This is a genomic window from Ruminobacter amylophilus, from assembly GCF_900115655.1.
Lineage (GTDB): Bacteria > Pseudomonadota > Gammaproteobacteria > Enterobacterales > Succinivibrionaceae > Ruminobacter > Ruminobacter amylophilus.
This window is the reverse complement of record NZ_FOXF01000022.1, coordinates 6,177-29,836: the sequence shown is the minus strand read 5'-3', so window position 1 is coordinate 29,836 and position 23,660 is coordinate 6,177. Positions and strand designations below refer to the sequence as shown.

The window sequence follows — 23,660 nt, the reverse complement described above, 5'->3', positions numbered from 1 at the left end:
GAAACCAAGGTATTCCGATAATCCTTAATGAAGCCCGGTATCAATCATTCTGATGCCGGGCTTTTTTATGGTCTGGGCTGAAGAAGGCTGGTAGCAGTAGCTCTCCTGAAAAATAAAAACCCGTTCCCGTGCGGGAACAGGTTTTAAGGTTAAGTTCCGAATGGTGAATCCGCTTATCTGTTGGATTCCATTATCATGCCGTCGGCTTCGTGAGTCATGTTTCTGAAGTTCAGAACCTTGCCCTTTCCGGTACGTTTTACTTCGTACAGAGCCGCATCGGCACTGGTGAGCAGATCCGATTCGGTAAACGGTTTAGGCAGACTGTTGCTGTCCATTACGCCGATAGAGCATGACAGATAGTAGCGTTCAGGAAGATTGTTCACGGTTGTATGCAGGAACTCTTCGATTTCCTTCTTGTAACCGAGTTTTTTCTTCAGACTGTTGAGTACAACGGTCATACGCTGTTCAGCCTCGTCGGCATCGCAGTCCTTCATCAGGAACAGGAATTCGTCACCGCCCCAGCGGCATACAATGTCGTTAGGCCCCTTGAGACTGTTGAGAAGATCGGCAAACCATACCAGCAGCTTATCACCGATTTCATGTCCAAGATTATCGTTGTAGTACTTGAAGTTATCCAGGTCGATAAAGCCCAGGGATATGTTGCGGTCAGCCGGTAAATCAGCAATAAGCTTGGTGATTATACGGTTGAATTCCATACGGTTGTACAGACCGGTAAGCATATCGGTGGTGCTGACCTTGATAAGCTCGTTACGCTGCAGAATCATGGTGAGCTGACTTGACAGCTGCTGTGAAATCATGGTGATTGAATCATGTTCCTCTTCGTAATTGCTTCTTAAGGCCTTGTCGAAACTGAACAGCAGCATCTGACCGAATACTTCGGTACGGTCAACCAGAGGGAATATCATTACCCTGTGTACCTTGTCCGGTCCGATGGTGATATCCGTCAGCTCGGTAAATTCCTTGGTTATATGGGAATTTATGAATTTCTCAATCTTCTTGAATGAGAAGTTCGGCTGAATCTTGGATGAATTGAACTCCTGTATCAGGGAAGAGGTCCGGTTTTCCTGGGATACGAAGTAAATCATGCCGCCGTTGATATTGAAGTGTGACGACAGCAGACGCAGGGTTTCCGCAGCCAGCTGATTGTAGGAATCAACGCTAAGACTGAAGTTGTGCAGCATTGAGATAAGGCGCATTTCATGAACCTGTTTCCACAGGGTGTTAACCTTGTGTTCCTGTCTTACCAGCTGAATAATCTGGTTGAGTTCGTTCATCGGAACTTCGATTACCGAGTAGCCTTCATAAGGCTTGAAGTTCAGCTTCCAGCAGTTGATGATAAGCTTCTGGCTGTTGAACAGCTGGTTCTTTATGGCATAAGAATAGCCTTCCTTCAGATACTTGAATCTGGATTCATAATCCTTGTATTCACTGAATATCTTCAGGGCAGTCATGTAGAACAGGATGTTTTCTTTCGGAGTAAGCGTTCCGAGCTTCTGGAAGTTGCGAATCTGGGCAAACAGATCCAGAGCCTGCTGCTTCTGCTTGTTCTTTACGTGAACAATGGTCTGAATCAGGTTGTACAGGAACAGCTCGCTGCCGATAAGCGGAATGTCATTGCTGATGTTGGCGCTTCTTCTGAGCATCTGTTCAGCCAGATTTATCTTGTCAAGGTAGGTGTATACCAGAGCCTTGGACAGATATATGTGGTGAATGTTGTGGAACGGCAGTCTGGTTGTCTTCAGAATTGAAAGGATTTCCTGCAGAATATCCAGAGTTGACAGCGCTTCCTTGAACAGACCGCTCAGCATGTACAGCTGAGAAATGTTGTATATGGTAATGGTGATTTCTGAGTAGTCGTTCAGGTTGATTGAGTTGCGCAGAGCCTTCATGTAGTACTCATGTGCCTTAGGGTAGTCCTCGGTTTCATTGAGTACGAAACCGATGGAGTTGTACACGTGAGTGAGTTCTACCGGTACTTCAATCTGATAGTACTGATCTTCAGACAGTCTGTAGGCATGCAGGGCGTCAGGGTATCTGCCGAGATTGAACAGAACCACGCCTTTACAGTGGTTGGCTGCCGCTATTTCGTGCTTGATGCCTGCTCTGTTTGCCAGGGTAATGGCCTTGTTGCACATTTCCAGGGCGATATTCATGTTGAGGTTCTGAGGATCAAAGCTTACCTGAGCGAAGATGTTGCGCAGAACATAAACTTCTTCCTTTATCAGATCGTATTTTTCCAGATTGTCGATAAGGGTACAGATATTGTGATATCCGTACTTGATACCGGCACGATCGTAGGCTACGAAGAGACAGAAGTTTGAAATAACCACCAGACGCATGTTCATACTGATTTCACCGAGATGGGCAGCCATCTCCGCGAAATGCAGTACGGATTCGAAGTCTGATCTGAAAATGTGGGTGTATGCCAGCTCGATGTAGGAATTGCAGGCATCATCCGTATTGTTGTTGTACTGAGCCTTTTCGTACATGAGGTCGAAGGCGATGAGCGCGTCTTCGTATTCATGCTTGTACAGTCTGGCTCGGCCAAGCAGGTGGTAGATGAGTTCTTCGTTCTTGAATTTCTTGTCTTTGCTGAATCTTATTTCCTGTATCAGGGAGTTGGCGATTTCAATAACCTCGTCATAGCAGAGGTAGTTGAAGAGTATGCCGCAGCGTTCAACCGCATCCTCGAAGGTAAGGATAGGCTTGGCCTGATACTTGAGCTTAGGCCACTGGTTGTCCGTACTGTTGCCCCTGTAATCGGGATCAGAAGGACGGATGAGAGCAAAGAAACGTTCGATTTCACCTTCCATTTCCAGCCATTTGGCGGGAGTGGTGGCATTGAGCAGATTTTCTGAATTGAACCCTAAAAGCAGTATGCAGTTTGGAGTGTTCAGAAGTTCCTGTTCATCATCATCCTCGTTGTTGTATGCTGAAAAAATGTTGAGAGAACGGCGGCGCCGCTGATCTTCACGCAGCTTGATTGCCTTCTTCTGCATTTCATTGAGAGACTGTTCCCTGATTGAATAAATGTAGGTGGAGTCTCCGGTGTTGGTCTTGAGAATGTCAATCAGAAACTTGATTGAGCTCGGACCGGCATACTGAAGATTGCAGATGCATACGGGGATAGGATCCGGACCGCTCAGCAGATGGTGCAGCAGGGTCTGGATGTGCTTTCTGATTCTCAGCTTGATGTATTCGAGATCAGAAGGCATGTAGTATTCTTTGATGTCAAAATGGTTCTGCAGCATGGAATTAAGCATGTTGGATTCGTATTTGCCTAATTTCAGCAGTCTGGAAACCTGGGTAAGTTCAATATTGTGTCTGAACAGCAGTTCGTTGATCAGATAGAGAATAGGGGATAAAGGCGCAAAGTAATCTTCAGGTGTCAGCTGAATCCTTATGGGATTGCTGATACCCTTCTTCTCACACAGAATATTGAAATCGTTGCGAATCTCAGCCTGATTGTTGTGGGAGACTGCGATTGTCTGGATTTCCCTATTCTTTAAATTCTGCAGATAAGCCTGCTCTAATGCTCTGCGTAAATATAATGACACTTTTGCTAACTTATTATCTTAAATTGATAAAAACAACACTAAAAAAGGTTAAAACGGCACTTTGAGATGTTCCGGAATGCCGGAAGTTTTTCATGTTTCCTCTGCCGTGAGACAGTCACGTATACAGAACTGCTGATTCGGTCAGTCCGTTAATGTCTCTCAGTCCCCGCGGTAAAAATACTATGTGCAATCATTCCGTAGGTTTTAACCAGTGGTGCAGCACGATAACAGCTGCTATGCATCACATCTGATTTGATCCGGCCCCTCTGACGGGAGCTGTTTATAAACGTTATATTATTATTGTTATGACTTCATCGTATATTGTACACCATAAATCACGTGTACCGGCTCAGGTTTGCTCCTCTGGATATCTTGTCTGATTATTATTTGTGCTAAACATGAACCTTATATATTTAAAGCAATTATATTTTAAACCTAATGTGAGGTAAATGCCTAAAGCTTTAAATTGATTTGAGACATCTGTTTGAAAAAAGCGTTTTCGTTTTTTGTCAAAAAAAACGGAGGTTCGTATTGGCAAGGTTTTCAAAGGCTGAATGATGTTTCTGAACTGAAATTTCAGCAGAGAAACAGAGAAAAATATGCCGTATGTTACGATGAACGGAAACGGAGTTCATTATGACATACGGCAGCGTTTTTGGTTTTTTGAATTTCCGCAGTGATTACTCCGGAAAAATGCTTTAGCGGTGACAGCGGTGCCTGTCTGAACTGAAGCTCCTGTAGTATTCAGGATTTGAGGAGTCCAGATACCTGTCAATCTCGCGTCTCAGCTTTCGTTCCTCGTCTCTCAGACAGTCACGCTCACGCTTGTATTTCTGAAATTCGGACTGGCTTTCGGTTCTGTCCATCTTTCTGCTGACCGAATCGATGTCGTATCTGATTCTGTCCAGTTCCTCATTGGCTCTCTGCAGATTTTCCTTAACGGTTCTGGCTCCGGTATAGGATCTGTAGTACGGCATTTTTTCCATTTCACTGCGGTAGTTTCTTACGTGTGCGGAACGGCCTTCGGAGTTTCTCAGACGGTTGTAGTCGGATTCGGCGCTGTATCGCAGCTGTTCCAGGTAACGGTAGTCACTGCTGAGTTCATCGTATATGCGTCCCCTGAAGTCGCCGCTTCGCAGATATCCGTCGATTTCATTCAGAGCGTCGTCGATTTCCCTTATCTGGCGATCCATGTCGTATACGGCATATCCTCTTTCGTATTTCTCTCTGAACAGGTGTTCGTTACGCGTGCCGTTGCAGATGTCAGTAAGTTCTTCTCCGCTAAGCCCCATGTCGTAGGCTCTTGAAGGATTGCAGAAAACCTCGGCGCCGTCCCTTCTGCCCCGGAAGTAGGCTGATCTGTCCACAAAAACATACTGCTGACATGCCGAAACGTATTCCTCAAACAATGATGAGGATTTACCGTTTGTTCCGTCAGCGTATCCCTGTTCGTGCCAGTCGGCAGTCCGGCATTCATCCTCGGACATCACGGCACAGCCGGAAACGGCGGACAGTATCAGGACTGAGACCGCCGGCAGTGTTAATAATTCTGGTTTGAGAAAGTTCATGGTGCAGCTTTCCTGTCTGATGGTTAATACGGCCGGAAACGGGAATGTTTCCGCACGCCGCAGGCTGACATCATCCGCATTTAGGCGGATAATCCGTGCGCGGCGTTCTTTATATTTTCTAGATTATATGTTTTTTGGACGGGACAAAACGTGAAGACTGCAGGAACGTGCGTTTTTTCACGGATAATCGACGCGACCGCCGCGGACCGAGGCATGAAGGACCGGATTTCCGGCGGAACTGATTCGGCATGATGATTGCAGCGTTTACGGCTGACAGCGTACATGCGGAGACTGTCCGGCCCTGAACAACGCGTTTCAGCGTACATTCCCGAACGCCGGTCAGTCCGGTGTCGTGCTTTTTCCGGCAGCGGATAAAATTTTAAATCAATCAGCGCTGTTAAAAATGTGTAAGATCCTGACGGATTGTTGTATAATACGCCGATCTTTTATTTTTTATTCCCGAAATCCAATTGTGTATACCTTTCCGTCTTAATGAAGGGAAGGGAGAAAGAGGTATTTTTATGTCTATGCGCTCAATTTATTGCGGTGACGTGAGTGAGTCTCAGCTGGAGCAGAAGGTTGTACTTTGTGGCTGGGTTAATCGCCGCAGAGATTTAGGTGGCCTTATTTTTATCGATATGCGTGACAGAGCCGGTATCGTTCAGGTTTATTTCGATCCGGACCAGAAAGAATCACACGAGCTTGCTTCCACACTCCGTAATGAGTGCTGCATCAAGGTTACCGGTATTGTCAAGGCAAGACCTGATAATCAGATTAATGCAGGTATGAAGACCGGTAAGGTTGAAGTAATGGCAACTGAACTTGAAATCATCAACCGTTCAGATGCGCTTCCTCTTGATTTCAATCAGGAAAATGCCGAAGAGCTCCGTCTCAAGTACAGATACATTGATTTAAGACGTCCTGAAATGCTTGAACGCTTCAAGATCCGTGCAAGCATCACCAGTTATGTAAGAAACTTCCTGGACAGCCACAACTTCCTGGATGTTGAAACTCCGATGCTCACCAAGGCTACCCCTGAAGGCGCCCGTGACTATCTGGTTCCAAGCCGTATTCATCACGGCAAGTTCTACGCTCTGCCGCAGTCTCCTCAGCTCTTCAAGCAGCTGCTGATGATGTCAGGCTTTGACAGATACTATCAGATTGTAAAGTGCTTCCGCGATGAAGACCTGAGAGCCGACCGTCAGCCTGAATTCACTCAGATCGATGTGGAAACATCATTCATGACCGCCAGAGACGTTCAGGAAATCATGGAAGAAATGATTACCGGTCTGTGGAAGAAGATTCTTAACGTTGATTTAGGCAAGTTCCCGGTAATGACCTGGGACGAGGCCATGAGAAAGTACGGTTCAGACAAGCCTGATCTCCGCATCAAGGCTGAAATGGTTGATATCGCCGATCTGGTTAAGGACTGCGAATTCTCAGTATTCAACGGTCCTGCAAACTCACCTAAGGGTAGAGTTGTTGCTCTCTGCATGCAGGGCGGTGCCGAAAAGACCACCAGAAAGGTTATCGATGAATACACCAAGCATGTTGCTCTCTTCGGTGCAAAGGGGCTTGCATGGATGAAGGTTAACGCCGTAAACGAAGGTGTTGCAGGTGTTCAGTCTCCAATCGCCAAGTTCCTCAGTGACGATATCGTAAACGGTATTCTTTCAAGAACCGGCGCAGCGGCGGGAGACATCATCTTCTTCGGTGCCGACAGTGACGGTCTGGTTGTTTCAACCGCCATCGGCGCCTTAAGACTCAAGGCTGCCAGAGATTTAGGTCTCGTAGGTGAAGGCTTCAGGGCATTGTGGGTTGTTGACTTCCCTATGTTTGAAAAGAATCAGGACGGTTCAATTGCAGCAATGCATCATCCGTTCACCGCTCCTAAGACCACCAATCCTGATGATCTTAAGAACGATCCTTACTCAGTTTACGCTGATGCATACGATATGGTAATCAACGGTTACGAAGTAGGCGGCGGTTCAGTACGTATTCACAGGAATGAAATGCAGCAGGCCGTATTCTCAGTTCTCGGCATCAATGAAAAGGAACAGAAGGAAAAGTTCGGCTTCCTGCTCGATGCCCTCAGGTTCGGTACTCCTCCTCATGCAGGTCTTGCCTTCGGTCTTGACCGTTTAACCATGCTGATTACCGGTACCGATAATATCCGTGACGTAATTGCATTCCCTAAGACCACTGCCGCAGCATGTCTGATGACTGATGCTCCAAGCTTCGCTTCTGCAGATGCTCTTAACGAACTGTCAATTGCCGTTAAGGATGAATAACAGTTTTTAATTAGTCGACGGACCTTTAAGTGTTAATCCCCTGATTTTTTAAAGGTTCGTATTATCAAATATTCAGGAGAAATTTAAATGTCAGGTCATAGTAAATGGGCTAATATACGTTTCCGTAAAGCCGCTCAGGATGCCAAGCGCGGTAAGGTATTTACCAAGCTGATTCGTGAAATTACCACTGCTGCTCGTATCGGCGGCGGTGACCAGAATGCAAACCCTCGTTTACGTGCTGCTGTTGCAAGCGCATTATCACAGAACATGACTCGTGATACCGTAAACAGAGCAATTGAACGCGGTACCGGCGGCGGTGACGGTGTTGAACTCGAAACCATCGTTTATGAAGGTTACGGTCCGTGCGGCAGTGCATTCATGGTTGAATGCATGACTGATAACCGCAACCGTACCGTATCAGACGTTCGTCACGGCTTCACCAAGTTCGGCGGCAACCTCGGTACCAGCGGTTCAGTAGCTTATCTCTTCACCAAGAAGGGTATCATCACTTTTGATGAAGGCGATGAAGATAAGATCATGGAAATCGCTCTTGAAGCAGGTGCTGATGACGTTATCACCAATGATGACGGTTCAATCGAAATCAATACCACTCCCGAAAGCTTCGGTGCCGTACTCGATGCCGTTGAAGCAGCAGGTCTCAAGCACTCAAACGCTCAGGTAACCATGGTTGCTTCTACTGAAGCCGACGTGGATATGGATCATGCCGAAACCTTCATGAAGCTGGTTGACTACCTCGAAGATCTCGATGATGTTCAGGAAGTTTATCACAATGGTGTTATGAGTGACGAAGTAGCCGCTTCTTTAGGTTAATTTACGTAACTCTTACTTACTCTTTGATGAAAAAACCGAAACTGCCGTGAGGGCAGTCTCGGTTTTTTTTTGGATCTTTCCGAACGGCTTATTCTGAGATGAACCTATAATTTATAGCATACTGATTATTAATTGATGAAACAGTTCAGAATTTCATTCCTGTATTATTTTTCTGTCTGAAACAGTTCTGTGTTATCCGGAATTTTCTGATGAACAGACATTTAAACGATTTGCAGCTGCAATATGTTGCCTGAGCCTGAGTTCTGACGGTTTTTAATGCTTCTGCCGTATGCGGAACGGAACCGTAAGCCCTTCAGTTTTGAAGAATTTCTGACGGATAAAAGATGATGAATATGAAAAGAATCAGGAGATATTTAAACGTACCGGGAAGTAATATAAAAAAATAAAGAGGATATGCCTCCTCTTTATTTTCAGTGTGTTATTTCTGAGAAGCACCGCCGTCCTGCAGTGGTTTCATCATTCCGCTGTTTGTGGTAGGAGGATTGTCGGAGTTCTCATCAAAGTTTACGCTGTCCTGCGGAATAACCCTCATGAGTGAGAATTCGGTAATGTTGTATTTTTCATTGACAAATTCCAGCTTGCAGACAAATGAGAGATTATCATCAAGACTTTCAGCGGTACCCACGAAGGAATAGGTGACATTGCCGTCCTTGTTTTTGCCTTCGTGACGATCGGTAACCTTTTTTCTGTAGGTATCTCCAAGTCTTAATCCGACCAGTGCCATACAGTTCTTTTCAGCGATGGAAGTACTGCTTGCGGATTTCTTCTTTGCCTGAGCAGTCTTCTGGGCTGCGGCAGGAGTCTTGTCTGCTTCCGCGGCATTAACATAATTGAACGGCAGTGTTGCGATAAGTACGAGACCTGCCATTTTCAGCAGTTTATTTTTCATAGTGGGTATCCATTTCAGTTAGTATGTTCTGTATTTGCTGTATTCTCCTGTCAGCCTCCGGGCTGCTTTCAACTATGCGCAGTCTGGAGGTTCCGTCAAGACGGAATTCATTGCTGCGTTCGAGAACCAGGGATCTCAGATAATCAAAATTCACATGTATTTTATCACCAAATTCTATTGAACCGTATTTGCTGTTCATTTCGATGGACTTTATGCCTAATTTCTGTGATAAGAGCTTTAATTTATTAATGGTTATTACGTTTCTGGCTTCAGGTCGCAGAGCTCCGAAACGGTCGACTATCTCAGCCTGAATCTCATCGATTTCACTGCTGTCCCTGCAGGATGACAGTCGCTTGTAGAGCTGAAGTCTGCTGCCGATGTCGTAGATGTAGTTTTCAGGGAACAGTACCGGAATGTGCAGTTCTATGCTGACCTCGTGATGACTCATGTTTTCAAGAGTAGGTTCCTTTCCTTCCTTCATCTGTTCAACCGCGGCATCCAGCATGTCCATGTAGAGATTGAAGCCAATGCCTTCAATCTGACCTGACTGTTCATCGCCGAGAATTTCACCTGCACCGCGTATTTCCAGATCCTGATTTGCCAGAATGAATCCTGAACCAAGTTCCTCCAGTGAGGCTATTGCTTCAAGACGCTTGCGGGCATCGTTTGACAGAGAACCGGCAGGCGGGGTAAGCAGGTATGCGTAGGCCTGATGGTGTGAACGGCCGACACGTCCTCTCAGCTGATGCAGTTGGGCAAGACCGAAGTGGTCGGCACCCTCGATGATGATGGTGTTGGCGGTAGGTACGTCAAGACCTGTTTCGATAATGGTGGAGCACACCAGCACGTTAATGCGCTGACGGTAGAAATCATGCATGATTCTGCTGAGCTCATGCTGATGCATCTGCGCATGCGCCACGGCGATTCTTGCTTCAGGCAGAAGTCCTGCGAGTCTTTCGGCGGTGATGTTGATGCTTTTCACGTCATTATGCAGATAGTAGCACTGACCGCCGCGCTTGAGCTCTCGGGATATTGCTTCCCTGACGATGGTGTCGCTGTTTTCGTGAACGAAGGTTTTTACCGCGAGTCTTCTGGCAGGAGGCGTGGCGATAATTGACAGATCCCTGATGCCGTTCAGGGAAAGATTCAGGGTGCGCGGAATCGGAGTGGCGGTCATTGTCAGAATGTCCACTTCGGCTCTGAGCGATTTGATCTTTTCCTTCTGACTTACGCCGAAACGATGTTCCTCGTCGATAATCAGCAGACCGAGATCCTTATATCTGATTCCCTTGCCGAGAAGCTTGTGGGTACCGATGATGATGTCGACCTTGCCTTCGGCAATTCTGCCGAGAATGTCCTTTTCGGTTTTGGCGGAGTTGAAACGGCTGAGGCATTCAATAACCAGCGGGGTTCTTGCAAATCTGTCACGGAAACTTTCATAGTGCTGATCCGCAAGCAGGGTGGTAGGTACCAGAATGACCACCTGCTTTCCGGCGGAAGCCGCAATGAAGGCTGCTCTCATGGCAACTTCGGTTTTACCGAATCCCACGTCGCCGCAGATAAGTCGATCCATCGGTTTGTCGCTGCTCATGTCTTCAAGCACGGCATCAATGGCTCTTTGCTGATCGTCTGTAGGCTGGAATTTGAAGCCTGCGGCAAAATCGGCATATTCACTCTTGTTGACAGGATACCGAATACCCTTTTTGAGTCTTCGTCTGGCGTATATATCCAGCAGTGATGCGGCCACATCCCTGATTTTGGAGGCTGCCCTGTCCCTTGCCTTTTTCCAGGCGTCGGTTCCGAGTCTGGTGAGTTTGGTTTCCTCAGGTCCGTTGTAGCGTGACAGCAGGTACAGTGAGGTTATGGGAATGTACATTCTGGCGTCATTGGCATAATTGAGGGCAACGAATTCAGTTTTTACTCCGTCAATGGTAAGCACCTGCAGACCGTCATAGGCACCGATGCCGTACTGCTCGTGTACCACTCGGTCTCCAATCTTGAGTTCGGCCAGATTTTTGATGACGGCATCCTGATTGAAGTTGCGGTTGCGCTTTGCATGACGGCGATGGGTTACGGAGGTGGTGCCCAGAAGTTCGTTTTCGGTAATCACCGCCAGATTTCTGTTAAGCACGGCGCCGGAATTTATCGGAGCGATGGTTACGGCAAAGCGTTCACTTCCGTTGATGAAATCCTGCAGGGATTCGACTTCCGCATATCTGATTTTTTCATGCAGCAGGTCATAGATAATGGATTTTCTGCCTTCGGTTTCCACAGTGAGCAGGATTCTTCCCCTGAAGTTTTCGATAAAGCTCAGGAACGGCTCGAACGGTTCTTCAAGAGCCTGGTTCAGCGCAATCGGAGGAAGATGTGATGTTCCCGCGTTCATGGCATTGCGGGGCGCTTCATCATTGCTGGTGAACAGCCTGTATGTGTCGTATCTGTTGGCAAGGGATCTCAGAGTGTTCAGATCGTAGAAGAGCATTTCCGGTTTCAGACTAGGATGCTCAGGATTGCCGAGGTATCTGCCGGCACGATCCTGAATGTCCTTATAGAAGCTCTCAGCCGCAGGAGTCAGATCCTCCATCAGTACCAGTCTGACGTTATCCTGCAGATAGTCGAACAGGCTGGCCGGTTCCTCTTTGAAAAACAGGGGCATATAGTATTCAATACCTGACGGAATGCTGTGTTTTGACACGCTCTGATATATCAGGTGGTCAGGCAGGGTAGAGGTACTGAACTGCTCGCGGTATCTGACGCGGAACAGGGAAATCGAATCCTCGTCAAACGGAAATTCATGAGCCGGGAGCAGTTTGATTTCAGGAACTGTTTTAACGGATCTCTGGGTTTCTATGTCAAAAATACTGATGGAATCTATTTCGTCATCAAAGAAGTCTATGCGGTATGGATGATTGCTTCCCATCGGATACAGGTCGATTATTGAACCTCTGGTGGTGAATTCTCCGTGTTCCAGAACCTGCTGAACGGCATAGTAGCCGGCATTGATGAGACGTTCCTTGAGTGCCGGAATGTCAACTCTGTCTCCGGTCTTCATCAGGAATGATTCCCTGACAATGAAATCAACCGGAGGGAGTTTTCCCATAAGGGTATTGATGTTCACCAGCACCACAAGCCCCTTGCGGCAGGTCAGCTGATACATGATTTCCAGTCTTCTGGAGATTATGTCCTTGTGCGGGGAGAAGCTGTCATACGGAAGGGTTTCGGGATCCGGGAAAAACCACACCCTGTCTCTGCCTATGAGATAAATGAGCTCCTGTTCCAGTGAGGCGGCCTCCTGAACGTTTCTGGTTACCACCAGCACGTTGCTTTCCTGATTTTCACTGAGTCTGGCGATAATCAGAGATGAGGCGCAGCCACTGATATCCTTGATGTTTTTTTTGTGACCGGCACCGGTCATTTCCAGATTGATATCTATAATGTTCAGCATAGACTGTTCTTAGGTTTGAAATTCGACTTATCGGTTCAGGCACGGCCGGGAAAACGGAACGGATACTGACAGAGTTCCGATTCATGTTCCGTACAGCCGATTTCGGCATAAAACGGTATTTACTGAGGCAGGGAGCCCGTGAAAAGGGTAAAATGCCGTACATGAAAAACTTGTCGTATTTTATCATGAAAACAGGATTGCAACCATGACTAACAGTCTGAAGACCATGGACGAAAACGTATCTTCCGAAGGTGCCGGAAACACTGAACACCGGGAGCCTCTTAAAGAGCTGGAGGTTACCACCGGCATTCTTTATCAGAACGGACGTTTCTTCTGCGGCAGGAGAAAGCCGGGAATGTCCATGGCGGGTAAATGGGAATTTCCGGGAGGAAAGATAGAAAAGGGTGAGACCGCGGAGCAGTGCGTGGTGAGGGAACTGAATGAAGAGCTGCACGTCAGGGCGGAAATTCTGAAAAAGCTCGGCGTCATCGTACATGATTACAGTGATTTCAGAATCATACTGCACGTTTTTGTATGCAGAATAACTGACGGTAAAACACCGTGGAGCAGTGAGCATTCAGATGCGGACTGGCGCACGCCGGCTGAACTGGAAAAGCTTGCATGGGATGAATGTGACATCAGAATTTTTCCGCCGCTTAAGGAATGGCTCCGTCATCATCAGGCGGATTAGACGGCATATAAAAAAAAGGAAGAGGCCTGAGGCCTCTTCCTTCTGCTGACAACCGGAATGCGGTTGTCCGAAAACCTGAAACTACTTCTTCATTGATTCGAAGAATTCTTCATTGGTCTTGGTCATTGACAGATGCTGAATCAGGAATTCTGCACCCTTTGATTCGTCTTCGTCAGATGAATTCATGGCATTGATGAACTTGCGGATAATCCACATCTTTGCCAGTTCGTCCTGAGAGGTCAGAAGTTCGTCATGACGGGTACTTGAACGGTTCACGCTGATTGCAGGGAAGATACGCTTTTCAGCAAGCTTGCGCACCAGGTGAAGTTCCATGTTACCGGTACCCTTGAATTCTTCGTAGATTACGTCATCCATCTTTGAACCGGTTTCAATAAGAGCGGTACCGATAATGGTGAGTGAACCGCCTTCTTCAATGTTACGGGCTGCACCGAACAGAGCCTTAGGTCCCTGTAACGCACCTGCATCCACACCACCGGTCAGCACGCGGCCTGATGATTCCTTGGTGATGTTGTAGGCACGTGCCAGACGGGTAATGGAGTCCAGCAGGATAACAACGTCATGCTTGTGTTCAACCAGACGCTTGGCCTTTTCGATTACCATTTCGGCAACCTGTACGTGTCTCTTGGGATCTTCATCGAAGGTTGAGGCGAATACTTCACCCTGTACCATGCGCTGCATTTCTGTTACTTCTTCAGGACGTTCGTCGATGAGGAGAACAATCAGGTCGCATTCAGGATTGTTGGCGTGAATGCTCTGCGCAATATTCTGAAGAATCATGGTCTTACCGGCTTTAGGAGGAGCTACGATAAGTCCGCGCTGACCTTTACCGATAGGAGAAACCAGATCGATTACTCTGGCGGTGATGTCTTCGGTAGATCCGTTGCCTCTTTCTAATCTAAGTCTTTCATTAGGATGAATAGGAGTAAGATTTTCGAAGAGAATCTTGTGCTTGTTTACGGCAGGATCCTCGTGGTTGATGGTGTCTGCGCGAAGAAGTGCGAAGTACTTTTCATTATCAGCCTTTGGAGGCTTGATCTTGCCGAATACGGTGTCACCGTTACGGAGGTTTGATTTTCTGATCTGGCTCTGTGATACGTAGATATCAATAGGGCTTGGCTGATATGAACATTCGGCATCTCTTAAAAAGCCGTATCCGCCTTTTTCACCATCGATAATCTGCAGAACGCCTTCACCGAAAATGTCTTCACCACTTTTAGCCTTGGCTCTGAGAATGTTATAGATAATGTCTTTTCTTGACTGACGGCCGAGGTTTTCCAACCCCATTTCTTCACCCATACTGATTAAATCAGCGGTTTGTATTTTTTTTAGATCTGATAAATTCATAGAATTTTAGATTAGTAGAAGTTATTAAAATGTGTCTTTACAGTTAAATATGAAATACGTTAAAACTGAAGTAAAAACGACAATCCTGCTCTCGCACGCGTAACCGCGCTGGACGGTAAATCATGCGACGGTTTTCATGAAATTAATGAATTCAAACAATACACAACAGACACATTACATGACCAAAGGGTATTCTTAAGAAATTTATTAAAGAGATTACTTGGGAAAATATTGTATATATCTGTCAGTATTTTCTGAAAATCAAAAAATCCTGTTTGAAAACTGGTGCAAATTTAACACTATAATTCCGTTTTGTCTAATGTTTTTTACTGGCCGGAGCTTGAAAAATAAGTTTTGGTAGCAATTTCATGCCAGCTCCCGGAATAATCAGCGTACGTTTTATTCCTCATCAGAATCGGTGTTCTGAGGCGTTAAAATCGCCGTATATCCGTATTGTCATGTGGATTATGTTAAGGAGGAGAGCAGCCTGAGCTCTCTCTTTTTCAGGTGATTTTCATCCGCAAAATTCGTTTTATGCGATTACCGGTGAAAATCAGGAAAAATTTACCGGAATTTCGGAAACTGCGGAAAATTCATCTGAACATTCAATCGTAATCCATGGTGAACAGGAAGGCAGTCATCATCCGGTCGCCGTTTAATCAGTTCCCTGACGGATGAAATTCATATCAGGTATAAAAAATCTGACAGATACATTTATAAAATATTTGTACATGACAGTGTCGATGTATTATCATTTATAACGCACGATGTCACTGCCTTCGGTCTGCAGTCTTGACACCCGTACCTAAAAAAGCAAAAATTAACAGAATTTTAGACAAAACGGCAGTCGGACATGAAAGTTCCCGCATCCGTTCACGTCTCATGTGACGGCACTGTATTACGGACTGCGGATACGGGTGGCGGACAGTTGATGATTAAAGGCGGACCGGAGTCAGACTGTATTATTTCCGAGGAGTTTCAGACATGATTGGTTCATTACGCGGTAAGTTGATTGAAAAGAACGCCCCTGACGTACTGATTGAGGTTAACGGGGTGGGATACGAACTGTCCATGCCTATGAGCAGTTTCTATAATCTGCCTGAAATCGGCGGTGAGGTATTTGTTTACACCTGCTTTGTGGTAAGAGAGGATGCGCAGCTTCTTTTCGGTTTTACCAGCAGGGAGGCCAAGGTGCTGTTCAAGGAGCTTATCAAGGTCAGCGGCATCGGTCCGAAGATTGCTCTGGCGATTCTGTCTTCCTTTAATCCGGGGCAGTTCGTCAACGCCGTCAAGAATGACAGCATCAATTCCATTGTCAAGGTTCCGGGTATCGGCAAAAAGACGGCTGAACGTCTGGTAATTGAAATAAAGGACAGGGTAAGTAGCTGGAAGATTAATGATGCCGGCAGTATTGAAAGTTCCGCAGGGGATCCTAAACTTCCTGCCGAAGATACCGGCGTTGTCATTGATTCTGACGTGGAAAGTCAGGCGGTTCAGGCTCTGGTGGCACTCGGCTACAAGCCGACCCAGGCGGCTTCCTCAGTGCATAAGCTCTACCGTGACGGCATGAGCGTTCAGGATGTCATAAAGGTTGCCCTCAAGAGCATATAGTATAGCAGCCTTAAGCGTAATTTAAATTAGTGAACAGTCAGGCGGAAGATGCCTGATGAAAGAATTCAGGAACGGGTACCCGCAGACGCCGGGCATCATAATGATACCTCCGGTATTGCTGATGATGCTGAAGCACAGGTGCCGGTTCGGATATAAAGATCGGAGATTTTTCATCCAATGAGTATTGAACCAGACAGAGTTTTAAGTTCCTCAAACCAGAGCAGGGAAGAGGAGAGCGTGGACAGGGCTCTGAGACCAAAAAAACTCAGTGACTACGTGGGACAGCATGACATGAGACAGCAGCTGGAGATTTCCATTGCCGCCGCCAGAAAACGTCGCGAACCTCTGGATCATGTGCTGATTTTCGGACCGCCGGGACTCGGCAAGACTACCATCGCCAAAATCATTGCCAACGAAATGGGCGTCAACATTATTGAAACCTCCGGTCCGGTTCTGGAAAAGAAGGCGGATCTTGCGGCTCTTCTTACCAAGCTTGAGCCGAATGACGTGCTGTTTATCGATGAAATTCACCGTCTCAATCCGATTATCGAGGAATTTCTCTATCCGGTGATGGAAGACTATCAGGCCGACATTATCATCGGTGAAGGTCCGTCAGCAGCCTCAATCAAGCTGGACATCGCTCCTTTTACGCTTATAGGCGCCACCACCAAGGCCGGGTCTCTGACTTCACCTCTGCATGACCGTTTCGGTATCGTACACCGTCTGCAGTACTATAATGTAGCTGATCTTACCTCCATCGTGGAGCGCTCCGCAGCGGTTCTAGGACTCAATCTTGAAACAGCCGGAGCCAGGGAAATCGCCTGCAGAAGCAGGGGAACCCCGAGAATAGCCAACCGTCTGCTCCGCCGCGTGCGTGATTATGCCGACGTCAAGAACAACGGCGTAATCAACAGAGAGGTCGCTGCCTATTCTCTGGAAATGTTAAAGATTGATGACTGCGGTTTTGATGATCTGGACAGACGTTATCTCAGAACCATCATAGAAAGATTCAACGGCGGTCCGGTAGGTGTTGATACCCTGGCCGCCATTCTCGGTGAGGATCGCGATACCATTGAGGATGTTCTCGAACCGTACATGATGCAGGAAGGTTATATTCAGCGAACCCCTAGAGGCCGTATGGCAACCAGGGAAAGCTACGATTATTTTGATATGGAGATGCCTGATAATGAGTGATAAATTCTTTTTTAGCGTCAGAGTCTATTATGAGGATACAGATGCAGGCGGAGTAGTGTATAATGCGAACTACGTAAAGTTCCTGGAGAGGGCGCGAACCGAGTGGCTCAGGGCTCGCGGCGTAAAGCAGAGTGAACTGCTGGAAAAGGGATTCGGTTTCGTGGTGGCCAGCATGCAGGTGGATTTCAGGCGTTCGGCAAAACTGGACGATCTGCTTCTGGTCAGCAGTACCATAAAGGAAGTAAAATCCGCATCGGCGGTTTTTGCACAGGAAATTACTGATGAAGAGGGCAATGTTTACATCAGGGCCGTCACCAAGATAGCCTGCGTTGACATGAACAGAAAGCGCCCGTCAGTCATTCCTCAGGATATTAAAGAGGTTTTTTTAAGTGAATGCGATTGAACAAGTAGTTACGGAAACTCCGGCACCTCAGGTGGCAAACGGTGATTTATCAATTACCCAGCTTATTATTGATGCCAGCCCTCTGGTTCAGGGCGTTATGCTTTTTCTTCTGATTTTAAGCGTGGTGAGCTGGACCGTAATCATCCAGCGCGGCAGATATCTCAAGTACTGCAGCAGAATGGCCGTTCAGTTTGAGAACGAGTTCTGGGGCAACATCGACCTTAATCAGCTGTATCAGAACTGCAAGAGCAAGACGTCTCTTTCCGCCATGGAAAAGATTTTTACCGCAGGCTTCACTGAATTCGCCCGCATGCACAGACAGGGTGTAAAGAACAAGGATACCCTTATGGACGGTACCTACAGAGCCATGAAGGTTTCCTGCTCAAGAGAAATCGAAGCTCTGGAAAATCATCTGCCGACCCTTGCAACCATCGGTTCAATCAGTCCGTACATCGGTCTGTTCGGTACCGTATGGGGGATTATGAGTGCATTCGTGGCACTGTCAGCTGTTAAGAACGCCACTCTTGCCATGGTTGCTCCGCCTATCGCTGAAGCTCTGATTGCTACCGCAATGGGTCTTTTTGCGGCTATTCCGGCAGTACTTTTCTACAACAGATACGCAACCAAGGTTGAAAAACTTGAGAATCAGTATCTGAATTTCATTGATGAATTTTCCACAATTCTGAACAGAAACACGGCATCAAGTGCTAACAATCAGCAGTAAGAGGATTCTGGTGTGAGAAGAAGCAGAGCAAAAAACAGACCGGTAGCTGAAATAAATGTTGTGCCTTACATTGACGTAATGATGGTACTTCTGGTTATCTTCATAGCCACCGCACCGGTAGTAATGCAGGGGGTTACCGTTGATTTGCCTCAGGCTGAATCAGAGCAGATGAGCGAAGAACTCAAAACCCCGATTGTATGCACTGCAGACGTTAACGGACGCTATTTCGTGGATCTCGGTGATTCACACATTGAAGTACGTGAACTGAACGAGCTGACTTCCATTGTTTCAGATTATCTGATGACCAGACCGGGCAGTCCGGTGGTGGTTCAGGGTGATGCCCATGCTTCATATGACAGTGTGGTGCAGCTTATGAATGCACTCAAGAGAGCCGGCGTTGAGAGTGTCGGTCTGGTAACCCAGCCAATCAGCAACTAGTTAAGGTTAAGAACGTGAAATTAAATTTTACTTCAGCCGCCGTAATATCAGTGTTACTGCACGTAACACTGTTTCTGGTGCTTTTTGCAGGTTTCAGCATTTCATGCGAAGACCATGTGAAAAAGCCTGAAGCCCAGCTGATGCATGCCGTTGTCATTGATCCGAGCCAGCTTCCGAAAAGAAAAAGAGGCAGTCCTAATGCCGCTTCCAGGGCTGAAGAGGCCATGAAGCAGGAGGAAGCCCGCCGTCAGCAGGAAGCCGAAAGAAAGAAGGCTGAAGAGCAGAAGAGAATTGCCGATCTCAGAAAGCAGGAAGAGCAGAAGAAGATCGAGGAACAGAAAAAGGCCGAAGAACAGAAGAAGATCGAAGAGCAGAAAAAGGCCGAAGAACAGAAGAAGATCGAAGAGCAGAAAAAGGCTGAAGAACAGAAGAAGATCGAAGAGCAGAAAAAGATTGAAGAACAGAAGCGTATAGAAGCCGAGAAGAAGCTTGCTCTGGAAAAGAAAAAGAAAGAAGAAGAGGCTAAGAAGAAGGCTGAGGAAGAAAAGAAGAAGAAGGAAGCCGAGGCAAAGAAGAAGGCTGAGGAAGAAAAGAAGAAGAAGGAAGCCGAGGCAAAGAAGAAGGCCGAGGAAGAAAAGAAGAAGAAGGAAGCCGAGGCAAAGAAGAAGGCCGAGGAAGAAAAGAAGAAGAAAGCCGAGGAAGAAAAGAAGAAGGCTGAAGAAGCCAGGAAGAAAGCCGAAGAGGAAAAGAAAAAAGCTGAGGCCGAAGCTAAAAAGAAAGCTGAAGCTGAAGCAAAGAAAAAGGCCGAAGCCGAAGCAAAACGAAAGGCTGAAGAGGAAAGAAGCCGCAGACAGGCTCAGCAGGCTGAAGACGATCTGTTCAAGGAGCTTGGAGACGGCGGCAGCGATGACGTGACCTCTAGCGGTACTGCCGGAAACGCCAAGGATCGTGAAAATTATCTTTACGGTCAGACCGTAAAGGAAACAATCGGAAGATACTGGAACGTAGACAGAACCATGAACGGAAAGACGGGTATTCTGACGCTTAAGATTAATGATAACGGCCAGATTACCTCACAGAGCTGTACCGGTGACAAGAGGGTCTGTGATGCTGCCATAAGAGCGGTGACGATTCTGGGAACACTGCCGAAACCACCTTCAGCGGACTGTCATTCAATTAAACTGAAGTTGACTCCGAGTGTTTAATTTTTTGCCAGAAAGGCCATAATTTTGTATAGTAGATACGTTTATCAGCCAGCCGGATAAATTTAAGGAAAACGACCGGCTGCTAAAGGAGCTGATAACCCATTATCAGAAATATCGGGTGATAAAGGACTAAAATGAAGTTTTTGAGTAAATTGATCGGAGCTGCATGCCTGTGTATCGGCATGAATGCTCATGCTGAACTGAATCTTGAACTTACCGGTGGTATCGATTCAGGCAGAAAGATAACCGTCGTACCGTTCGGTGGTCAGAACATGGTAAGTGTCAACATGGCAAAGGTTATCAATGATGACCTGTCAAGAACCGGTGTTTTTGCGCCTACAGCCAATAATAATCTGAGAGCCAATCCGCATGCCTACGGTGACATCAGAACATCAGATTTTGATCTCGGTACCGAAGTTGTAGTGGTCGGTGACATCAAAACCGGGACCAAGGGATTTCAGGTAAGCTATACCGCCGTTACCCTCAACGGTTCAAAGGTGGTACCTGTTCTCAACATGCGTGCGGAAGTTCCCGCAGCGCAGATGCGTACCTATGCCCATATGATAAGTAATGCGGTTTTTGAAAAGCTGACTTCCATAAAGGGTGCATTCCTCACCAAGATTGCCTACATCAGAACCGTTTTCGGTTCCAAGTATCCTTATGAACTCTGTATTTCAGACTATGACGGCGCCAATGAAAACCGCCTGGTTGTATCAACTCAGCCTCTGATGAGTCCGAGCTGGTCTCCTGACGGCAGAAAGCTCGCCTATGTTTCCTTTGAAAACAGAAAGGCTGAAATATTCGTGATTGACATTGCCACCAAAGCCCGTACCAAGCTGACTTCGTTCCCCGGTCTTAACGGTAATCCGAAATGGTCTCCGGACGGCAGAAAACTTGCAGTGGTTCTTTCAAAGGACGGCAATCCTGAAATATACATAATTGACATCGCCAGCAGAAAGCTTTCCAGAGTAACCAACAATCCGGCAATTGATACCGAACCTGCGTGGAGCGCTTCCGGCAATGAACTTTATTTTGTTTCTGAAAGAGGCGGAAAGGCTCAGATTTACCAGTACAGTCTGAGAAGCGGCGGGGTGCAGAAGGTTACCCATCAGCCTGTAAAGAACCTTTCTCCTGCTGCAATGCCTGACGGTTCAGGACTTGTAATGATTAACCAGAGCTCAGGATTTACCATCAGCAGACAGGACAGCAGCGGTGGATTCTATGCTCTCAGCAACACCAGACTTGATGAATCTCCGACTGTTGCACCTAACAGTAATATGATTATGTACAGTACCGTTAGCGGCGGCAGAAAGGGGCTGGTAATTGTTTCTTCAGACGGAAGAAGCAGATGGTCCATGGACAGAGGTCGCGGGGAAATGTCTCAGCCTGCATGGTCTCCGTACAGAAATAAATAACTACATGTCAGTTTTTTGTAATTTAATGTGAAGGTGAAAAATGTTTAAAAAATTTGCTCAATGCTTACTTCTCGGTGTGTTTGTTGCCGCACTTAACGGTTGTGCCACCACTGATGATGCAGGTTCACTGGTAGAAGATCCGTTAAACGGCGGCAGTACCGGCAGTGAAGACGGTATCCTTGAAGACGGTGCGGTTATCGTTGGTGAAAACTACGATTCATACAATGACGGTCTGCATCTTACCGACGTACAGAGAGCCAAGCTTCAGGCTCTGAAGCAGGACGGTACCATTTACTTCGGTTACGACAGAGATGATATCCCTGATCGTTACGTATCTTTACTTCAGGCTCATGCAGAATTCTTAATGAGCGCTCCTGAAGTCAAGATCATTATTGAAGGTCACACCGACGAACGCGGTACTCCTGAATACAATATCGCACTCGGCGAACGTCGTGCACGTTCAGTTGCCCGTTACCTGCTTAACCTCGGCGTAACCCCTGATCAGATTTCAATCGTAAGTTACGGTGAAGAAAAGCCTCAGAGCTTCGGTCACGGTGAAAGCGCCTGGTCCAAGAACCGCAGAGCTGTAATTTCATATTAATTGTTTTAGTATGCCGTCTGGCTGTTTTTTAGACGAGTAGACAGATGTTAAAGAAATTATTAATAGCAACCGTTCTGCTGTCATCAGGTACCGTGTACGCCGACAGCTATGAGCTTCTCCAGCAGCAGCTGAGAAGCCGTGATGCGGCCATCCTGGACATGCAGAACAGAATTGACTCCAATGAACAGGTTATTCGTGATCTTCAGGGACAGGTTGATGATCTGAAATATCAGCTTAACCAGTTCGAGATGCAGTTTAATTCCCTGCAGAAGCAGGTGTCGGAACTTGCCGGCAGATCAGCCATTACCGCTGATGCCGTACAGGGACCGGCCACCGGAGTTCAGACTTTCGAAAAACCGGCTCCTGCCGTTTCTTCAAAAGCTCCTGCTCCGGCAGCACAGGAAAAGCAGTCTGCGGCCCCATCTTCCAGTCAGGATGAGCAGAAGGCCTATGATCTGGCATTTGCCAGGGTCAGCAGCAATGACTTTCCGGGGGCCAAGGTTGCTTTCGGTAATTTTATAGAGCAGTATCCGAACTCCAAGCTTCTGCCTAACTGTTTTTACTGGCTGGGGCAGATGGCCTACAAGCAGCAGCATTATGACGAGGCCAAGCAGAATTTTCTGAAGGTCACACAGTATTCCGATTCGCAGAAGCGAGCTGATTCCATCTACAAGCTGGGACAGATTTCTCAGGCGACAAAGGATACCGCCAAGGCCAGAAAGTTCTATCAGCTCGTCATGAAGAGTTATCCGAACACTACTGAAGCCGTGATGGCTCAGAGAGCATTAGAGTCAATTAAATAATTATTATTACTTGTGTGTGTTTTAAAGAGGTATGTACCAGGGTGCATACCTCTTTTTTTATCCTCATCAGTTACGTTCCGGAGAAGCGCCTTAAGGCTCCGGAGACCTGTGTAAAAAGAGGTAAATATAAACAGGGAACGCATCCCCGGCGTCAGTATGGAAAGGGGACTGAGGGCTTAAATGCCCGTGGTTCAGACGCATGAAATTCAGTGTGAAAACATGAAGAATTTCATGGTTGTTTTAATAATAATCAAAAAGAACAAAATATCGTCAAAAAGCATTAAAATTCTAAAAAAAATGTAAAATTTTAAAATTAATACTTGCATTGATTTTTAAATACTGTATTATAGCACCTGTCGAGACGAGGTAACTCTGAAAGCCTGTTATAATAGGCTGAAGACTTGATGAAAAGGGTCGTTAGCTCAGTCGGTAGAGCAGCGGACTTTTAATCCGTTGGTCGACGGTTCGAATCCGTCACGACCCACCACTTCAACTCGATATGATAAGACGGGTCCTTAGCTCAGTTGGTAGAGCAGTTGACTCTTAATCAATTGGTCCAGGGTTCGAGTCCCTGAGGACCCACCATT

At 46.7% G+C, this 23,660-nt stretch carries 17 protein-coding genes and 2 tRNA genes; 14 read left to right on the top strand and 5 right to left on the bottom strand.

Going from position 1 to position 23,660, the window contains the following annotated elements:
- Positions 1 to 173: 173 nt before the first annotated feature.
- Both BMY80_RS06825 and BMY80_RS06820 read right to left on the bottom strand, forming a co-directional pair.
- Entirely contained in the window at positions 174 to 3,578 is a 3,405-nt protein-coding gene (locus BMY80_RS06825) for a GGDEF domain-containing protein (protein WP_093142227.1), read from the bottom strand.
- 698 nt (positions 3,579 to 4,276) lie between these two features.
- Positions 4,277 to 5,146 carry a DUF2799 domain-containing protein gene (locus BMY80_RS06820; protein WP_093142225.1) on the bottom strand — a complete coding sequence of 290 codons (870 nt, stop codon included), beginning with the start codon at positions 5,144 to 5,146 and terminating at the stop codon, positions 4,277 to 4,279.
- Between the two features lie 527 nt (positions 5,147 to 5,673).
- Here BMY80_RS06820 and aspS point away from each other — a divergent pair.
- Together aspS and BMY80_RS06810 are read left to right on the top strand one after the other, a co-directional pair.
- On the top strand, positions 5,674 to 7,437 hold the full coding sequence (gene aspS / locus BMY80_RS06815; RefSeq protein ID WP_093142245.1) for an aspartate--tRNA ligase: 1,764 nt from the start codon (positions 5,674 to 5,676) through the stop codon (positions 7,435 to 7,437).
- A gap of 87 nt (positions 7,438 to 7,524) precedes the next feature.
- A complete protein-coding gene (locus BMY80_RS06810; RefSeq protein ID WP_093142222.1) occupies positions 7,525 to 8,268 on the top strand; it encodes a YebC/PmpR family DNA-binding transcriptional regulator in 744 nt (247 codons plus the stop codon).
- A 439-nt stretch (positions 8,269 to 8,707) separates the two neighbouring features.
- Here BMY80_RS06810 and BMY80_RS06805 read toward each other — a convergent pair whose 3' ends face one another.
- Positions 8,708 to 9,178, bottom strand: coding sequence for a hypothetical protein (locus BMY80_RS06805; RefSeq protein WP_093142219.1), 471 nt, complete (start codon positions 9,176 to 9,178; stop codon positions 8,708 to 8,710).
- Positions 9,168 to 12,623, bottom strand: coding sequence for a transcription-repair coupling factor (gene mfd, locus BMY80_RS06800; RefSeq protein WP_245730084.1), 3,456 nt, complete (start codon positions 12,621 to 12,623; stop codon positions 9,168 to 9,170). The genes BMY80_RS06805 and mfd overlap by 11 nt, the downstream gene beginning before the upstream one ends.
- 205 nt (positions 12,624 to 12,828) lie before the next feature.
- Here mfd and BMY80_RS06795 point away from each other — a divergent pair, with 205 nt between their 5' ends.
- Positions 12,829 to 13,314 carry a (deoxy)nucleoside triphosphate pyrophosphohydrolase gene (locus BMY80_RS06795; RefSeq protein ID WP_218140331.1) on the top strand — a complete coding sequence of 162 codons (486 nt, stop codon included), beginning with the start codon at positions 12,829 to 12,831 and terminating at the stop codon, positions 13,312 to 13,314.
- A gap of 81 nt (positions 13,315 to 13,395) precedes the next feature.
- Here the strand turns inward: BMY80_RS06795 and rho are convergent, their stop codons facing one another.
- Entirely contained in the window at positions 13,396 to 14,679 is a 1,284-nt protein-coding gene (gene rho, locus BMY80_RS06790) for a transcription termination factor Rho (protein WP_031580389.1), read from the bottom strand.
- A gap of 984 nt (positions 14,680 to 15,663) precedes the next feature.
- Here rho and ruvA point away from each other — a divergent pair.
- From ruvA to BMY80_RS06735, 11 genes are all read left to right on the top strand, one after another.
- Positions 15,664 to 16,290, top strand: a complete 627-nt coding sequence (gene ruvA, locus BMY80_RS06785; protein ID WP_093142217.1) for a Holliday junction branch migration protein RuvA — start codon at positions 15,664 to 15,666, stop codon at positions 16,288 to 16,290.
- A gap of 177 nt (positions 16,291 to 16,467) precedes the next feature.
- Complete coding sequence (ruvB, locus tag BMY80_RS06780) at positions 16,468 to 17,484, top strand: Holliday junction branch migration DNA helicase RuvB (protein WP_093142214.1); 1,017 nt, start codon at positions 16,468 to 16,470, stop codon at positions 17,482 to 17,484.
- Positions 17,477 to 17,887: a tol-pal system-associated acyl-CoA thioesterase gene (ybgC, locus tag BMY80_RS06775; RefSeq protein ID WP_093142212.1), complete on the top strand. Its 411-nt coding sequence runs from the start codon at positions 17,477 to 17,479 to the stop codon at positions 17,885 to 17,887. Before ruvB ends, ybgC begins: the two co-directional genes overlap by 8 nt.
- Positions 17,874 to 18,611 carry a protein TolQ gene (gene tolQ, locus BMY80_RS06770; RefSeq protein WP_425441293.1) on the top strand — a complete coding sequence of 246 codons (738 nt, stop codon included), beginning with the start codon at positions 17,874 to 17,876 and terminating at the stop codon, positions 18,609 to 18,611. Before ybgC ends, tolQ begins: the two co-directional genes overlap by 14 nt.
- A gap of 12 nt (positions 18,612 to 18,623) precedes the next feature.
- Complete coding sequence (tolR, locus tag BMY80_RS06765) at positions 18,624 to 19,049, top strand: protein TolR (RefSeq protein ID WP_031580383.1); 426 nt, start codon at positions 18,624 to 18,626, stop codon at positions 19,047 to 19,049.
- 14 nt (positions 19,050 to 19,063) lie between these two features.
- A complete protein-coding gene (gene tolA, locus BMY80_RS06760; RefSeq protein WP_093142209.1) occupies positions 19,064 to 20,254 on the top strand; it encodes a cell envelope integrity protein TolA in 1,191 nt (396 codons plus the stop codon).
- 134 nt (positions 20,255 to 20,388) lie between these two features.
- Entirely contained in the window at positions 20,389 to 21,669 is a 1,281-nt protein-coding gene (tolB, locus tag BMY80_RS06755; protein WP_031580381.1) for a Tol-Pal system beta propeller repeat protein TolB, read from the top strand.
- A gap of 40 nt (positions 21,670 to 21,709) precedes the next feature.
- Positions 21,710 to 22,270 (top strand): peptidoglycan-associated lipoprotein Pal, encoded by a 561-nt coding sequence (gene pal / locus BMY80_RS06750; RefSeq protein ID WP_031580380.1) that lies wholly within the window; start codon positions 21,710 to 21,712, stop codon positions 22,268 to 22,270.
- A gap of 44 nt (positions 22,271 to 22,314) precedes the next feature.
- Positions 22,315 to 23,073: a tol-pal system protein YbgF gene (ybgF, locus tag BMY80_RS06745; protein WP_093142206.1), complete on the top strand. Its 759-nt coding sequence runs from the start codon at positions 22,315 to 22,317 to the stop codon at positions 23,071 to 23,073.
- A gap of 411 nt (positions 23,074 to 23,484) precedes the next feature.
- Positions 23,485 to 23,560 (top strand) — tRNA-Lys (locus tag BMY80_RS06740).
- 22 nt (positions 23,561 to 23,582) lie between these two features.
- A tRNA-Lys gene (locus BMY80_RS06735) sits at positions 23,583 to 23,658 on the top strand.
- Positions 23,659 to 23,660 lie beyond the last annotated feature (2 nt).

Coding starts and splice junctions, on each gene's coding strand:
- aspS (WP_093142245.1), top strand. CDS start 5,674: ATGCGCTCAATTTATTGCGGTGACGTGAGTGAGTCTCAGCTGGAGCAG.
- mfd (WP_245730084.1), bottom strand. CDS start 12,623: ATGCTGAACATTATAGATATCAATCTGGAAATGACCGGTGCCGGTCAC.
- tolB (WP_031580381.1), top strand. CDS start 20,389: ATGAAGTTTTTGAGTAAATTGATCGGAGCTGCATGCCTGTGTATCGGC.
- ruvA (WP_093142217.1), top strand. CDS start 15,664: ATGATTGGTTCATTACGCGGTAAGTTGATTGAAAAGAACGCCCCTGAC.
- BMY80_RS06810 (WP_093142222.1), top strand. CDS start 7,525: ATGTCAGGTCATAGTAAATGGGCTAATATACGTTTCCGTAAAGCCGCT.
- ybgF (WP_093142206.1), top strand. CDS start 22,315: ATGTTAAAGAAATTATTAATAGCAACCGTTCTGCTGTCATCAGGTACC.
- BMY80_RS06805 (WP_093142219.1), bottom strand. CDS start 9,178: ATGAAAAATAAACTGCTGAAAATGGCAGGTCTCGTACTTATCGCAACA.
- BMY80_RS06795 (WP_218140331.1), top strand. CDS start 12,829: ATGACTAACAGTCTGAAGACCATGGACGAAAACGTATCTTCCGAAGGT.
- ybgC (WP_093142212.1), top strand. CDS start 17,477: ATGAGTGATAAATTCTTTTTTAGCGTCAGAGTCTATTATGAGGATACA.
- BMY80_RS06820 (WP_093142225.1), bottom strand. CDS start 5,146: ATGAACTTTCTCAAACCAGAATTATTAACACTGCCGGCGGTCTCAGTC.
- ruvB (WP_093142214.1), top strand. CDS start 16,468: ATGAGTATTGAACCAGACAGAGTTTTAAGTTCCTCAAACCAGAGCAGG.
- pal (WP_031580380.1), top strand. CDS start 21,710: ATGTTTAAAAAATTTGCTCAATGCTTACTTCTCGGTGTGTTTGTTGCC.
- rho (WP_031580389.1), bottom strand. CDS start 14,679: ATGAATTTATCAGATCTAAAAAAAATACAAACCGCTGATTTAATCAGT.